Below are 12,507 nucleotides of genomic sequence, written 5' to 3'. Positions count from 1 at the left end.
CATGCAATTGATCTGGCTGCGCAGCGACTTGCGTCTACATGACAACACCGCCCTCTCGGCCGCCGCCTCCCGGGGGCCGAGCGTGGCGGTGTACCTGTTGAGCCCGGAACAATGGCGCGAGCATGACGACGCGCCGTGCAAAGTGGATTTCTGGCTGCGCAACCTCCGTGAACTGAGCCGTGCACTTGGCGAGTTGAACATCCCGTTGCTGATTCGCACGGCCTCTCGCTGGGATGAAGCGCCGAAGGTTCTGCTCGACCTGTGCCAGCAATTGAAGATCGACGCGGTGCACGTCAACGAGGAATACGGCATTCACGAAAGCCGTCGTGATGCAGCGGTGGCCGAAGCACTGAAAACCATAGGCGTCGACTTTTATAGCTACCTCGATCAGTTGCTGTTCAGCCCCGGCACCGTGCTGACCAAGACCGGCACCTATTTCCAGGTCTTCAGTCAGTTCCGCAAAGTCTGCTACGACCGTCTGCACCGTTCATTGCCGAGTCTCGTCAGGGCGCCAGCGCTGCAATCGAAGCTGAACATCGACAGCGATGAAATCCCTTCAAGCGTTGCAGGCTTCGACACGCCCAGCGACACCTTGCGCGCGCTCTGGCCCGCCGGTGAAGCCGAAGCCCGACGCCGTCTGGACACCTTCGCCGATGCGCAGATCGACTACTACAAAAGTGAGCGTGACTTCCCGGCCAAACCCGGCACCAGTCAGCTCTCGGCTTACCTGGCGGCCGGCGTCATTTCCCCGCGCCAGTGCTTGCATGCCGCCCTGCAAAGCAATCAGGGCGAGTTCGAAAGCGGCAAAGTCGGCGCCGTCACCTGGATCAACGAATTGCTGTGGCGCGAGTTCTACAAACACATTCTGGTGGGCTACCCGCGCGTCTCCCGTCACCGCGCCTTCCGCCCGGAAACCGAAGCCCTGGCCTGGCGCGATGCCCCCGACGAATTGGCAGCCTGGCAAGAGGCGCGCACCGGTCTGCCGATCATCGACGCGGCGATGCGCCAACTGCTTGAAACCGGCTGGATGCACAACCGTTTGCGCATGGTGGTGGCGATGTTCCTCACCAAAAACCTGCTGATCGACTGGCGTGAAGGCGAACGTTTTTTCATGCGGCACCTGATCGATGGCGATCTCGCGGCGAATAACGGTGGCTGGCAATGGAGCTCATCCACCGGCACCGATTCGGCGCCCTATTTCCGGATTTTCAACCCGCTCAGCCAATCGGAAAAATTCGACAGCGAAGGCCTGTTCATCAAGCACTGGTTGCCGGAGCTGGCCGGGCTGAACAAGAAAGACGTGCACAACCCGGCGAACCTCGGCGGGTTGTTTGGCGTGGCAGGTTATCCGTCGCCGATCGTCAATCTAAGTACATCCCGTACACGCGCGCTGACGGCGTTCAAAAACCTGCCGTCGCGACAGAACGCGGGAGGCGGTTATGAGTGATTTCCTGCGCCGCTTCGCCTGGCAGTTTGCCGAGCTGAACAAAGACAACCTGCAGCGCCTGAATGAGCTGTACGCCGACGACGTGCACTTCACCGATCCGCTGCACGAAGTACAGGGCCTCGCGCATTTGCGCAGTTATTTCAGCGAGCTCTACGCCAATGTCAGCGAACTGCGCTTTGATTTTCACGGCTTCGACCAGATCGGCGAAGGCGAAGGTTATCTGCGCTGGGTCATGAGCTACCGCCATCCGCACCTGGCCGGCGGGCGCTTGATTCGGGTGGAGGGCTGCTCGCACCTGCTCTGGCGTGACAAGGTTTATCGCCACCGGGATTACTTCGATGCCGGGGCGCTGCTTTACGAACATGTACCCGTATTGGGCCGGGCTATCGCCTGGTTGAAAAGGAGAATGGGATGAGCCTTACACCTCCACGACGATATTGGCTGACTGGCGCCAGCAGTGGCATTGGCGCCGCGCTGGCCGAGGAGATTCTGAAAACCGGCGCCCATCTGGCGGTCAGTTCACGTTCGCTGGCGCCGATGAAAGTCTTGTCGCAACGCTATCCCGGGCAAGTGCTGGTGGTGGCGGGTGACCTGACCAACAGCCAGACCGTACGCGAAATCGGCGAGCAGATCGCGCAAGACTGGGGCTCGCTGGATACGGTGATTCTCAATGCCGGCACCTGCGAATACGTCGACGTTCAGCAGTTCGATTCGTCGCTCGTCGAGCACGTGGTGCGCACCAATCTGCTGGCCAGCAGTTACTGCATCGAAGCCGCCCTGCCGCTGTTGCGCAAAGGCCTTGCGCCGCATCTGGTGGGCGTCGCCAGTTCGGTGACTTACCTGCCGCTGCCACGGGCGGAGGCGTATGGCGCGTCGAAGGCCGGGCTGCGTTATCTGTTCGAATCGTTGCGTATTGACCTGGCGCCCGAAGGCATCGAAGTCACCGTAGTCAGCCCGGGGTTCGTCGAGACTCCGCTGACGGCGAAGAACGATTTCCCGATGCCGCTCAGTTGGCCGGTGGGCAAAGCGGCGCGGCACATCTTCGAAAAACTGAAGCATCGGCCACTGGAGATCGCGTTCCCGGCGCTGTTCATGGCGGCGCTCTGGCCGCTGTCGAAAACGCCCAACCGGGTGAAGCTCGCCATCGGCAAACGCATGGTCCGCAGCAGTCCGCCGATCAAGGACGTGCCGTGAACATCGCCATCATCGGCAGCGGCATCTCGGGGCTGACCAGTGCTTACCTGCTGAATCGCCGCCACGAGATCACCCTGTTCGAGGCTGGCGACCGGGTCGGCGGCCATACCCACACCGTGGACGTGAAGGTCGATGGCGAGCGTCATGCCGTGGACACCGGCTTCATCGTGTTCAACGACTGGACCTACCCGAACTTCATTCGCTTGCTGGGTCAGATCGGCGTGGGTTTCAAAGCGACCGAGATGAGTTTTTCGGTCACCGATCCGGACAGCGGCCTGGAGTACAACGGCAACAACCTCAACAGCCTGTTCGCCCAGCGCCGCAACCTGCTGTCACCGGGGTTCTGGGGCATGCTGCGCGACATTGTGCGCTTCAACAAGCGCGCCCGGCTCGACCTGTCCGAGGGCCGGATCGCGGCGCACACCACGCTCGACGAATACCTCAAGGCCGGCGGTTACGGCGAGCGGTTCATCCTGCATTACATCGTGCCGATGGGCGCGGCGATCTGGTCGATGCCGATGGCCGACATGCTGAATTTTCCGCTGCAATTCTTTGTGCGGTTTTTCAAGAATCACGGTTTGCTGTCGGTCAACAATCGCCCGCAATGGCGTGTGATCGAGGGCGGCTCGAGTGCTTACATCGCACCCTTGACCGCAACCTTTAACCGGAAAATCCGCCTCAACTGCCCCGTGATGCAGGTCGAGCGCGATGCCGATGGCGTCGTGATCCACAGCAGCGCCGGCAGCGAACGCTTCGACAAAGTGGTGTTCGCCTGCCACAGCGATCAGGCGCTGAAACTGCTGGCCAAACCGAGCGATGCCGAACAGTCGATCCTCGGCGCCCTGCCCTACGCCGACAACGAAGTGGTGCTGCACACCGACACGCGCCTGCTGCCTTCGCGCACACTCGCCCGGGCCAGCTGGAATTACCGCCTCGGTGGCGCCGGCCATACGCTGGCGGCGGTCACCTACGACATGAACATCCTGCAAGGCATCCAGAGCGACACCACGTTTTGCGTCAGCCTCAACCAGAGCGCCGGCATCAGCCCGGCCATGGTGCTCGGCCGATTCACCTACGCCCATCCTCAATACAGCCTGGCGGCGGTGGCAGCGCAGGAGCGCTGGGAAGAATTGAATGGCGCGCAACACAGCTTTTATTGCGGCGCCTACTGGGCCAACGGTTTCCATGAAGATGGCGTGGTCAGCGCGTTGCGCGTGGCCCGCTCGTTCGGGGAAGTGCTGTGAACAGCGCGTTCTACAGCGGCTGGATCGCCCATCGGCGGTTTGCCCCAAGGCGCCATGAATTCCGTTACCGGATCGGCCTGCTGTACCTCGATCTCGATGAACAGGACGCCGTACTCGGGTTATCGCCGCTGTCGGGCAACCGCCGCTTCTCGCCGTTTTCGTTTCGCGAAAGCGACTACCTCAAAGCCTTCACCGGCAACGGCATGCGCCTGATCGATGCGGTGCGCGAACAGGTCCGCCAGGCCATTGGTCATGCGCCACAAGGTTCAGTCTGCCTGCTGACCCAGCCTCGCAGTTGGGGCCTGGCGTTCAACCCGGTGAGCTTTTTTTATTGTTACGAAGCCGACGGCCAACTGGCGGCAATCGTTGCCGAAGTCACCAATACCCCGTGGCGCGAGCGTTATCACTACGTGTTGCCGGCCAGGACGCCGGATGACCTGCGCGATTTCCATCAGCATTTCGCCGTGGCCAAGGCCTTTCATGTGTCGCCGTTTCTGCCACGCGATCTCGAACACCGCATGAGCTTCAGCCCGGTCGCGAAAAAACTCGGCGTGCACATGGCCGACTGGCAGGGCGAACTGAAGCTGTTCGACGCCACGCTCAACCTGAAACGCGAAGCCCTGAGTCGCGCCAGCCTGCACCGGTACCTGCGGCGCTTTCCGTGGATGACCGCAAAAACCTGCCTGGCGATTTATTGGCAAGCCCTGCGCCTGCTGTTCAAACGCGTGCCGATATTTGCTCATCAAGCTGCCGACGGCAGCTTTCAAACCGCCACCGTTCCGCCCAAGGATCGCCGCCATGAAATCCTCTAGCGTCTCGGCCAAAGCCACTCTACTCAGCACTAACGGCTTGACCGGGACGTTGCTGCGTCGCGGTGTGCTGCGGCAACTGGCGCACCTCAAGCACGGGCAACTGGTGGTGATCGAGGATGGCGAGCGGCAGGTCTTCGGCACCGCTGGCAGTCATTTGCAGGGGGAAATCCACATCCTCGACGCAGCGGCGTGGGGGTTGGTGGCGAGTAACGGTTCGATCGGCGCGGGCGAGGCATTTATCCACGGTTACTGGAGCTCGCCGGACCTGACGGCGGTGGTTCGCGTGTTCGTCAGTAACCTTGAAGTACTTGATTCGCTGGAAGGTGGCCTGGCGAAACTCGGCCGGCCCTTCGTTCAAGGCCTGCACTGGCTCAATCGCAATACACGCAAGGGTTCGCAGAAAAACATCGCCGCTCACTACGACCTGGGCAACGACCTGTTCGAACAGTTTCTCGACCCGACCATGATGTATTCGGCCGCACAGTTTCTAAGTCCCGAGGACAGTCTGGAACAGGCGCAGCTGAACAAACTGGAGCGGATCTGCCAGAAACTCGACCTCAAACCCAGCGATCATCTGCTGGAAATCGGCACCGGCTGGGGCAGCATGGCGCTGTACGCGGCGCAGAATTATGGCTGCAAAGTCACCACCACCACGCTGTCCAGGGAGCAGTACGCGTTTACCGCGCAACGGATCGAAACCCTCGGGTTGCAAGATCAGGTCACGTTGTTGCTCAAGGATTACCGCGACCTCACCGGGCAGTACGACAAACTGGTGTCGATCGAGATGATCGAAGCCGTGGGCCATCGCTTTCTGCCGACCTACTTCAAGCAGTGTGCGCACTTGCTCAAGAGCAATGGTTTGATGCTGTTGCAGGCAATCACCATCCGCGAACAGCGCTACGAGCAGGCCAAGGGCAGTGTCGACTTCATTCAGCGCTACATCTTCCCCGGCGGCGCCCTGCCCTGCGTGCAGAAAATGCTCGAGATCGTCAGCCGCGACACCGACATGAACTTGCTGCACATGGAGGATTTCGGCCTGCACTACGCGCGAACCTTGCGCCTGTGGCATGAGAATTTTCGCCGCGCCCAAGGCCGCTTGAGCGAATTGGGCTACGACGATTATTTCCTGCGGCTGTGGGAGTTTTACCTGTGCTACTGCGAAGGTGGTTTCCTGGAGCGCACCATCGGCACCGCGCAGTTGCTGCTGGCCAAACCTTCGGCGATCACCGCGCCGCTGCTCGGCCGTTTCGATGCTTGAACGCCTGGCCAACGCTGTGCTGTTCCAGCTTGGCTGGCTTGCCTGCGTGATCGGCGGCAACAGTCTGTGGTTATTGGTGGCGTTGGGCGCTTTGGTGATTCATCTGCTGTGGATAAGTCGTTGGGCGGACGAAGGCCGGCTGATTCTCAGCGTTGTGCTGCTGGGCACGACCGTCGACAGTTCATTGCGCTGGCTGGGGGTGTTCGAGTTCAACGATGTCGCGCCGCTGATTCCGCTATGGCTGATGCTGTTGTGGGCGTTGCTGGCCACGACGTTGCGCCATTGCCTGCAATGGAGCGCAACGCCCTGGTGGCTGGGCAGCTTGCTGGGCGCCGTGGGTGGGCCGTTGTCGTATTACGCGGGAGGACAACTGGCCGGGGTGCAATTCCCTTACGGCCAATTACCGACGCTGATCGGCATCGGATTACTCTGGGCGCTGCTGTTTCCCACGCTGCATTTCATGGCCCGGCGCCTGGCGTCGTCCGACACCCACGACTGAGCGTCCGTCCGGCCTTTCACACAGCACCGACCGACTGACTTACACTGCGTGCCATGAAAACCATTCCCCACACGCAAATCACCGAGCCTGCGGTCACGTGCTCGACCTGCGCGGCCTGCTGCTGCCAGCTCGAAGTGATGCTGATCACCGACACGGGCGTGCCCGAACGTTTTATCGATACCGATGATTGGGGTGGGGAAGTCATGCTGCGCCTGGACGACGGCTGGTGCGCCGCGCTGGATCGCAACACGATGATGTGCACGATCTACGAAAAACGCCCGCTGATCTGCCGGGAGTTCGAGATGGGCGCACCGGAGTGCATCGAAGAGCGCCAGGGGATTAGCACGGCGTATCGGTGAGTCATTGAGGACGCCTTCGCGGGCAAGCCTCGCTCCTACAGGTTTTGAGTCGTTCCACGATGATGGGATCGACTCAAAACCTGTAGGAGCGAGGCTTGCCCGCGAAGCTTTTGACCTTACAACGGCATCGTGTAGTGCAGCGCGTAACTTTCTGCACCATCGTTCGGGCTGCTGAGCGCCGCATTGGAATAGTGCGTCGCACGAATCCCGACTTCATGCCCGCCCGCAAAACGCAGACCAAACCCGAAACGGTCTTCGAACTGAAAGGCAGTGCCCAGTTTGTTGTCTTCAAGTTCGGTGTGGGAGAACAACGCCACGCCAACCCCGAGTTCTACATAGGGCTTGACGTTCTGACCGGCAAACTCATAAACAAACACCGGCGAGAAAGACAGGCTGTGGTTGCTGGAAGTCTTGTCGCCTTCCCAATAGGTGTAGGCACCACTCCAGTAACCGGTCAAACGACCGACGTCACTTTGCAACCAGCTCTTGTCCCAATCGAATTGCATGCCCAATCGATAGGTCATGGTCGAATCGCTGGTCTGGCCGACCCCGAACTCCACGCCTGCCGCCTGTGCGGTAAAACTTTGCCCCATCAATGCAGCCGCAATCGCGGCCAAGCAGAATAGTCGCTTCATAGAAACATCCTTTTCCGTACGATTTCGTATGGTTTTTTTTTGCTTACCGCAATAGAAGTCGACGCTTAATCAGAAGTTCACCCCAATTACCCGTTTCCCCAAACTACCTATTGAAGCTTTGCACAACGCCAGCGGTATTCCACAGTATCGGCAAGATATTTCTGAAATGTTCCGGATCGGCACTCGTCCAGAATTGCGCTGCGCGAGCTGGACCTTCAGCCAGCAATTCACGCTCGGCCAACAGCCGCTGAAGTTGTCGCGCGACGGCGGCGCCGGTATCGATCAGGCTGATGTCCTCGGGGATCATCTGCTTAAGCAACGGCTTTAGGAAGGGGTAATGCGTGCAGCCGAGAATTATCGTGTCGCAGCCTGCGGCGAGCAGCGGCCCGACATAGCGGGCCAGCAACTCACGCAAAGCGGGACTGTGCAGATCGCCGTTTTCAATCAGCTCCACAAGCCCTGGGCACGGCTGAGTGATCACCTGCACATCGGTGGCGAAACGGTCGAGCAGCGCAGCGAACTTGGCGCTCTGCAAGGTGCCGGTGGTGGCGAGGACACCGACCACGCCGCTGCGGGTCGCGGCGGCGGCCGGTTTGACCGCAGGCTCCATGCCGACGATGGGCCACTCGGGGAAGTCGCGCCGCAAATCGGCAACACCGGCCACTGTCGCCGTGTTGCAGGCCAGCACCAGGGCCTTGGCGCCTTGCTGCTGAAAAAATTCGGCCATCACGCTGCAACGATGGCGAATGAATTCCGGGGTTTTCTCGCCGTAGGGAATATTGCCGCAATCGGCGACGTACAGCAGAGACTCGTTGGGCAGCAAACGCTGGACCTCGGCCAGCACCGACAGCCCACCGACCCCGGAGTCGAACACGCCAATGGGCGCTTCACGCATGTTTCGGCCCACAGACGCTGCAGCCCGGATCACGCTTGACGCGCAATTCACGGAAGCGCGAACCCAGGGCATCGATCAACAACAGGCGCCCTACCAGCGGTTCGCCGAAACCGGCCAACAGTTTCATGGCTTCCAGCGCCTGAAGGCTGCCGACCAGTCCCACCAAAGGACCGACGACGCCCGCTTCACTGCACGTCAATTCAGCTTCGCTGCCGTGCCCGTATAGACAGTGGTAGCACGGACTGTCCGGACGGCGCGGATCGAACACCGACAATTGCCCTTCAAGACGAATCGCTGCGCCGCTGACCAACGGCTTGCCAGCCGCCACGCACGCAGCGTTGACCGCTTCGCGGGTGGAAAAATTGTCGGAACAGTCGAGGACCAGGTCCACTGTGGCCACCACAGCGGCCAGGGAATCTTCGTCCAGCGCGGCACGATGGGCGACCAGCTTGATCTCGGGGTTGATCGCGCTCAGGCGGCGGATCGCCGAATCAACCTTGGTCTGGCCGACGCTGTCGGTGTCGTGAATGATCTGGCGTTGCAGGTTGGTCAGGTCGACGGTGTCGAAGTCCGCCAGATGCAGCTCACCGACGCCCGCGGCGGCGAGGTACAACGCAACCGGCGAACCGAGCCCGCCGAGACCGATGATCAACACGCGGCTTTCTTTCAATCGCAACTGGCCGTCGATGTCGACGTGCTGCAACAGAATCTGCCGACTGTAGCGCAACAATTCCTGATCATTCAGCACGGCAGGCGCCCCAGGCTGATCCGTTGGTGACCGCCCAGATCGGTGCGGCTGTGGACTTCTTCAAAGCCGCGGGTCTGCAACAAATCGCGCACGGCTTCGGCTTGATCATAACCGTGTTCGAGCATCAGCCAGCCGCCCGCTTCCAGATAATCCGGGGCCTGGGCGACGATCAAACGCAAATCGTCGAGCCCGTCGACTCCAGCTACCAAGGCACTGGCCGGTTCGAAGCGCACATCGCCTTCCACCAGATGCGGATCGGCGGATGCAATGTACGGCGGGTTGCTGATGATCAGTTGAAAACGCTGACCTTCCAGGGCGCTGAACCAATGACTGCTCAGCACGGTGGCGTTGTTCAGGTGCAAACGCTGACGATTGCGCTCGGCCAAAGCCACGGCTTCGAGTACACGATCCACAGCGGTGACGCTCCACGCCGGACGCTCGCTGGCCAGGGCCAACGCAATGGCGCCGCTGCCGGTGCCGAGATCGAGGACCTTCGCGGGGGTGGCGGGAAACAATTCCAGCGCGGCTTCCACCAGCAATTCGGTGTCCGGGCGCGGGATCAAGGTGTGCGGCGCAACTTCCAGATCCAGCTTCCAGAAACCTTGCTGGCCCAGAATGTAAGCCACCGGCTCACCGCCACGACGGCGTTGCAGGTACTCGGCAAACTTCAGCGCGGCGTCGCTTGGAACGATGCGCTCCGGCCAGGTGTGCAGAAAACTGCGGGACTTGCCCAACGCCGCCGCCAGCAGCAATTCGGCATCCAGACGCGCCGTCGGCGAGTCGGGTAAATCAGCGGCGCGCAACAAACTGGCAATGATCGTCATTTAGTCACCTATCGCTGCCAATTGGTCGGCCTGGTATTCGGCCAGCAACGGTTCGATCACCGCATCGACACCGCCCGCGAGAATTTCGTCGAGGGAATACAGCGTCAGGTTGACCCGGTGGTCGGTGACCCGGCCCTGGGCAAAGTTGTAGGTGCGGATGCGCTCGGAGCGATCACCCGAACCGACCAGCAACTTACGCTCGCTGGCGATGGCATTCGCCGCTGCGCTGGTCTGCTGATCATTGAGCTTGGCCGACAGCCAGGACATCGCCCGGGCGCGGTTCTTGTGCTGGGAACGTTCTTCCTGGCACTCGACGACGATACCGGACGGCAAGTGCGTGATGCGGATCGCCGAGTCCGTCTTGTTGACGTGCTGGCCACCGGCACCGGAAGAACGGTAGGTATCAATCCGCAGGTCCGCCGGATTGATCTCGATCGCTTCCTGCTCGTCCGGCTCGGGCAATACCGCCACGGTGCACGCCGAAGTGTGGATACGCCCCTGGGATTCAGTGGCCGGAACCCGTTGCACGCGGTGCGCGCCGGATTCGAATTTCAGCTTGCCGTAGACGTTGTCGCCTTCGACGCGGGCGATGACTTCTTTATAGCCGCCATGTTCGCCCTCGTTTTCCGAGAGGATTTCCACACGCCAGCCGCGACGCTCGGCGTAACGCGAATACATGCGGAACAGGTCGCCGGAGAAGATCGCCGCCTCGTCACCGCCGGTGCCGGCACGGATTTCAAGGAACACGTTGCGCCCGTCGTTCGGGTCCTTGGGCAGCAGCATGCGTTGCAGGCTGGCTTCGATCTCGATCAATTGCTCTTTGGCTTCGCGGACTTCTTCCACGGCCATTTCACGCATGTCCGGGTCATTGTCCTTGAGCAGTGCCTGGGCGCCTTCGAGGTCGCTCTGTACTTTGAGCAACTGTTTATAGGCGTCGACAATCGGCTCGACTTCCGCGTATTCCTTGGAATAGGCGCGGAATTTGGTCTGGTCGGAAATGACCTCGCCGTCGCCAAGCAAGGCGGTCAATTCCTCGAAACGGTCCTGGAGGATGTCCAGCTTATTGAGCAGTGACGCTTTCATTGCGGTTTTTTATCCGAAAAGCTATCCGATGAGCCCTCACCGAGGGCAAAGAGTTCCTGGGCCATGGCCAGTGCGTCGAGGCGACCTTCGGCTGAGAGCTTTTTCAACTGCACGCTCGGGGCGTGCAAGAGTTTGTTGGTCAAGCCGCGCGCCAGTTGCACCAGCACATCTTCGGCGCTGCTGCCATTGGCCAGCATGCGTTGGGCCTTCTGCAATTCTTCGTCACGCAGGCGTTCGCTTTGTTGGCGATAGGCCTTGAGAACATCCACCGCTGCCAGTTCGCGCAGACGGATCATGAAATCTTCGGCGCCGACCGAAACCATCTCTTCCGCCGCTTGCGCAGCGCCTTGACGGCTCTTGAGGTTTTCGGCGACCACTTCGTGGAGATCGTCGACGCTATAAAGGTAAACGTCGTCCAACTCGCCGACTTCAGGCTCGATATCGCGCGGTACGGCGATGTCCACCATGAAGATCGGTTTGTGCTTGCGCAGTTTCAAGGCACTTTCCACCGCGCCTTTACCGAGGATCGGCAACTGGCTGGCGGTGGAACTGATGACGATGTCGCTGCGCACCAGTTCGGCCGGAATGTCCGAGAGCAACACGGCATGGGCGCCAAACTGCTCGGCCAGAATGCTTGCGCGCTCCAGGGTGCGGTTGGCGACGACGATGCGTTTTACCCCCAGTTCGTGCAGATGGCGGGCGACCAGGGTGATGGTCTCGCCGGCACCGATCAGCAAGGCCTGGCTGCGTTGCAGGTCGCTGAAAATCTGTTTCGCCAGGCTGACCGCGGCAAACGCCACGGACACCGGGTTCTCGCCGATGGCGGTGTCGGTGCGCACTTGTTTGGCCGCATTGAATGTCGCCTGAAACAGACGCCCAAGCAGCGGACCGATGGTGCCGGCCTCGCGGGCCACGGCGTAGCAGGATTTCATCTGGCCGAGGATCTGCGGTTCGCCCAGCACCAGCGAATCGAGCCCGGAGGCGACCCGCATCATGTGACGAACTGCCGCATCATCTTCGTGCACATAAGCGCTCGCGCGCAGCTCGTCGAGGCTCAGATGGTGATAATCGGCCAGCCAGCGCAGCACGATGTCCGCCGAAAGGTGATCCTGTTCTATATAGAGTTCACTGCGATTGCAGGTGGAGAGGATCGCAGCTTCGCGGCTGTCGGTGAGTCGGCAGAGCTGCTGCAAGGCCTCCACCAGCTGCTCAGGGGTAAAGGCCACGCGCTCGCGGACGTCTACTGAAGCAGTCTTGTGGTTAATACCGAGTGCAAGGAAGGCCATTCAAGGTCGCTGATGGTGACGTGAAGCCGGCAATTGTCCTACTTCGACAGATTCAGAACAACTACTCGATCTCTATTGACCTGGTAGCCGATGCCCGGGCTTGCGAGCGGTTCTCGTTTACACAACTTCCACGCAACCTTTGTAGGAGCCGGCTTGCTGGCGATGGTCGTGAACGATGACGCATTTATTCCTGGAAAGGATGCGGCGCCTGCAAGTCCATCGC

At 60.7% G+C, this 12,507-nt stretch carries 14 protein-coding genes; 8 read left to right on the top strand and 6 right to left on the bottom strand.

From position 1 onward, the window contains the following. The first annotated feature begins 1 nt into the window (after position 1). From phrB to PMI32_RS23525, 8 genes are read left to right on the top strand one after another with little or no spacing between them, the layout of a single operon-like run. Positions 2-1,447, top strand: a complete 1,446-nt coding sequence (phrB, locus tag PMI32_RS23490; protein WP_008025878.1) for a deoxyribodipyrimidine photo-lyase — start codon at positions 2-4, stop codon at positions 1,445-1,447. Beyond that, positions 1,440-1,862, top strand: coding sequence for a nuclear transport factor 2 family protein (locus PMI32_RS23495; protein WP_008025876.1), 423 nt, complete (start codon positions 1,440-1,442; stop codon positions 1,860-1,862). The genes phrB and PMI32_RS23495 overlap by 8 nt, the downstream gene beginning before the upstream one ends. Further along, positions 1,859-2,641 carry an SDR family NAD(P)-dependent oxidoreductase gene (locus tag PMI32_RS23500; RefSeq protein WP_008025874.1) on the top strand — a complete coding sequence of 261 codons (783 nt, stop codon included), beginning with the start codon at positions 1,859-1,861 and terminating at the stop codon, positions 2,639-2,641. The genes PMI32_RS23495 and PMI32_RS23500 overlap by 4 nt, the downstream gene beginning before the upstream one ends. Further along, a complete protein-coding gene (locus tag PMI32_RS23505) occupies positions 2,638-3,885 on the top strand; it encodes an NAD(P)/FAD-dependent oxidoreductase (protein ID WP_008025872.1) in 1,248 nt (415 codons plus the stop codon). The genes PMI32_RS23500 and PMI32_RS23505 overlap by 4 nt, the downstream gene beginning before the upstream one ends. Beyond that, positions 3,882-4,697 (top strand): DUF1365 domain-containing protein, encoded by an 816-nt coding sequence (locus tag PMI32_RS23510; RefSeq protein ID WP_008025869.1) that lies wholly within the window; start codon positions 3,882-3,884, stop codon positions 4,695-4,697. The genes PMI32_RS23505 and PMI32_RS23510 overlap by 4 nt, the downstream gene beginning before the upstream one ends. Beyond that, positions 4,684-5,955 (top strand): SAM-dependent methyltransferase, encoded by a 1,272-nt coding sequence (locus PMI32_RS23515; protein ID WP_008025867.1) that lies wholly within the window; start codon positions 4,684-4,686, stop codon positions 5,953-5,955. The genes PMI32_RS23510 and PMI32_RS23515 overlap by 14 nt, the downstream gene beginning before the upstream one ends. Next, a complete protein-coding gene (locus PMI32_RS23520) occupies positions 5,948-6,454 on the top strand; it encodes a DUF2878 domain-containing protein (protein WP_008025865.1) in 507 nt (168 codons plus the stop codon). The genes PMI32_RS23515 and PMI32_RS23520 overlap by 8 nt, the downstream gene beginning before the upstream one ends. 53 nt (positions 6,455-6,507) lie before the next feature. Next, positions 6,508-6,813 (top strand): YkgJ family cysteine cluster protein, encoded by a 306-nt coding sequence (locus tag PMI32_RS23525; RefSeq protein WP_008025864.1) that lies wholly within the window; start codon positions 6,508-6,510, stop codon positions 6,811-6,813. A 116-nt stretch (positions 6,814-6,929) separates the two neighbouring features. Here PMI32_RS23525 and PMI32_RS23530 read toward each other — a convergent pair whose 3' ends face one another. From PMI32_RS23530 to hemA, 6 genes are all read right to left on the bottom strand, one after another. After that, positions 6,930-7,448 carry an acyloxyacyl hydrolase gene (locus PMI32_RS23530; RefSeq protein WP_008025862.1) on the bottom strand — a complete coding sequence of 173 codons (519 nt, stop codon included), beginning with the start codon at positions 7,446-7,448 and terminating at the stop codon, positions 6,930-6,932. Positions 7,449-7,551: 103 nt separating this feature from the next. Further along, positions 7,552-8,343 (bottom strand): glutamate racemase, encoded by a 792-nt coding sequence (murI, locus tag PMI32_RS23535; RefSeq protein ID WP_008025861.1) that lies wholly within the window; start codon positions 8,341-8,343, stop codon positions 7,552-7,554. Further along, positions 8,336-9,091, bottom strand: coding sequence for a molybdopterin-synthase adenylyltransferase MoeB (locus tag PMI32_RS23540; RefSeq protein WP_008025859.1), 756 nt, complete (start codon positions 9,089-9,091; stop codon positions 8,336-8,338). The genes murI and PMI32_RS23540 overlap by 8 nt, the downstream gene beginning before the upstream one ends. Then, complete coding sequence (gene prmC, locus PMI32_RS23545) at positions 9,085-9,915, bottom strand: peptide chain release factor N(5)-glutamine methyltransferase (RefSeq protein WP_008025857.1); 831 nt, start codon at positions 9,913-9,915, stop codon at positions 9,085-9,087. The genes PMI32_RS23540 and prmC overlap by 7 nt, the downstream gene beginning before the upstream one ends. Then, on the bottom strand, positions 9,916-10,998 hold the full coding sequence (gene prfA / locus PMI32_RS23550) for a peptide chain release factor 1 (RefSeq protein ID WP_008025856.1): 1,083 nt from the start codon (positions 10,996-10,998) through the stop codon (positions 9,916-9,918). Next, on the bottom strand, positions 10,995-12,284 hold the full coding sequence (hemA, locus tag PMI32_RS23555; protein ID WP_008025854.1) for a glutamyl-tRNA reductase: 1,290 nt from the start codon (positions 12,282-12,284) through the stop codon (positions 10,995-10,997). The genes prfA and hemA overlap by 4 nt, the downstream gene beginning before the upstream one ends. Positions 12,285-12,507: the final 223 nt, after the last annotated feature.

The sequence above is a fragment of the Pseudomonas sp. GM60 genome, from assembly GCF_000282415.1.
Classification (GTDB): domain Bacteria; phylum Pseudomonadota; class Gammaproteobacteria; order Pseudomonadales; family Pseudomonadaceae; genus Aquipseudomonas; species Aquipseudomonas migulae.
This window is presented reverse-complemented; position numbering and strand designations above follow the sequence as displayed.

Coding starts and splice junctions, on each gene's coding strand:
- PMI32_RS23500 (WP_008025874.1), top strand. CDS start 1,859: ATGAGCCTTACACCTCCACGACGATATTGGCTGACTGGCGCCAGCAGT.
- murI (WP_008025861.1), bottom strand. CDS start 8,343: ATGCGTGAAGCGCCCATTGGCGTGTTCGACTCCGGGGTCGGTGGGCTG.
- PMI32_RS23525 (WP_008025864.1), top strand. CDS start 6,508: ATGAAAACCATTCCCCACACGCAAATCACCGAGCCTGCGGTCACGTGC.
- PMI32_RS23520 (WP_008025865.1), top strand. CDS start 5,948: ATGCTTGAACGCCTGGCCAACGCTGTGCTGTTCCAGCTTGGCTGGCTT.
- PMI32_RS23495 (WP_008025876.1), top strand. CDS start 1,440: ATGAGTGATTTCCTGCGCCGCTTCGCCTGGCAGTTTGCCGAGCTGAAC.
- PMI32_RS23530 (WP_008025862.1), bottom strand. CDS start 7,448: ATGAAGCGACTATTCTGCTTGGCCGCGATTGCGGCTGCATTGATGGGG.
- phrB (WP_008025878.1), top strand. CDS start 2: ATGCAATTGATCTGGCTGCGCAGCGACTTGCGTCTACATGACAACACC.
- prfA (WP_008025856.1), bottom strand. CDS start 10,998: ATGAAAGCGTCACTGCTCAATAAGCTGGACATCCTCCAGGACCGTTTC.
- PMI32_RS23515 (WP_008025867.1), top strand. CDS start 4,684: ATGAAATCCTCTAGCGTCTCGGCCAAAGCCACTCTACTCAGCACTAAC.
- prmC (WP_008025857.1), bottom strand. CDS start 9,915: ATGACGATCATTGCCAGTTTGTTGCGCGCCGCTGATTTACCCGACTCG.
- hemA (WP_008025854.1), bottom strand. CDS start 12,284: ATGGCCTTCCTTGCACTCGGTATTAACCACAAGACTGCTTCAGTAGAC.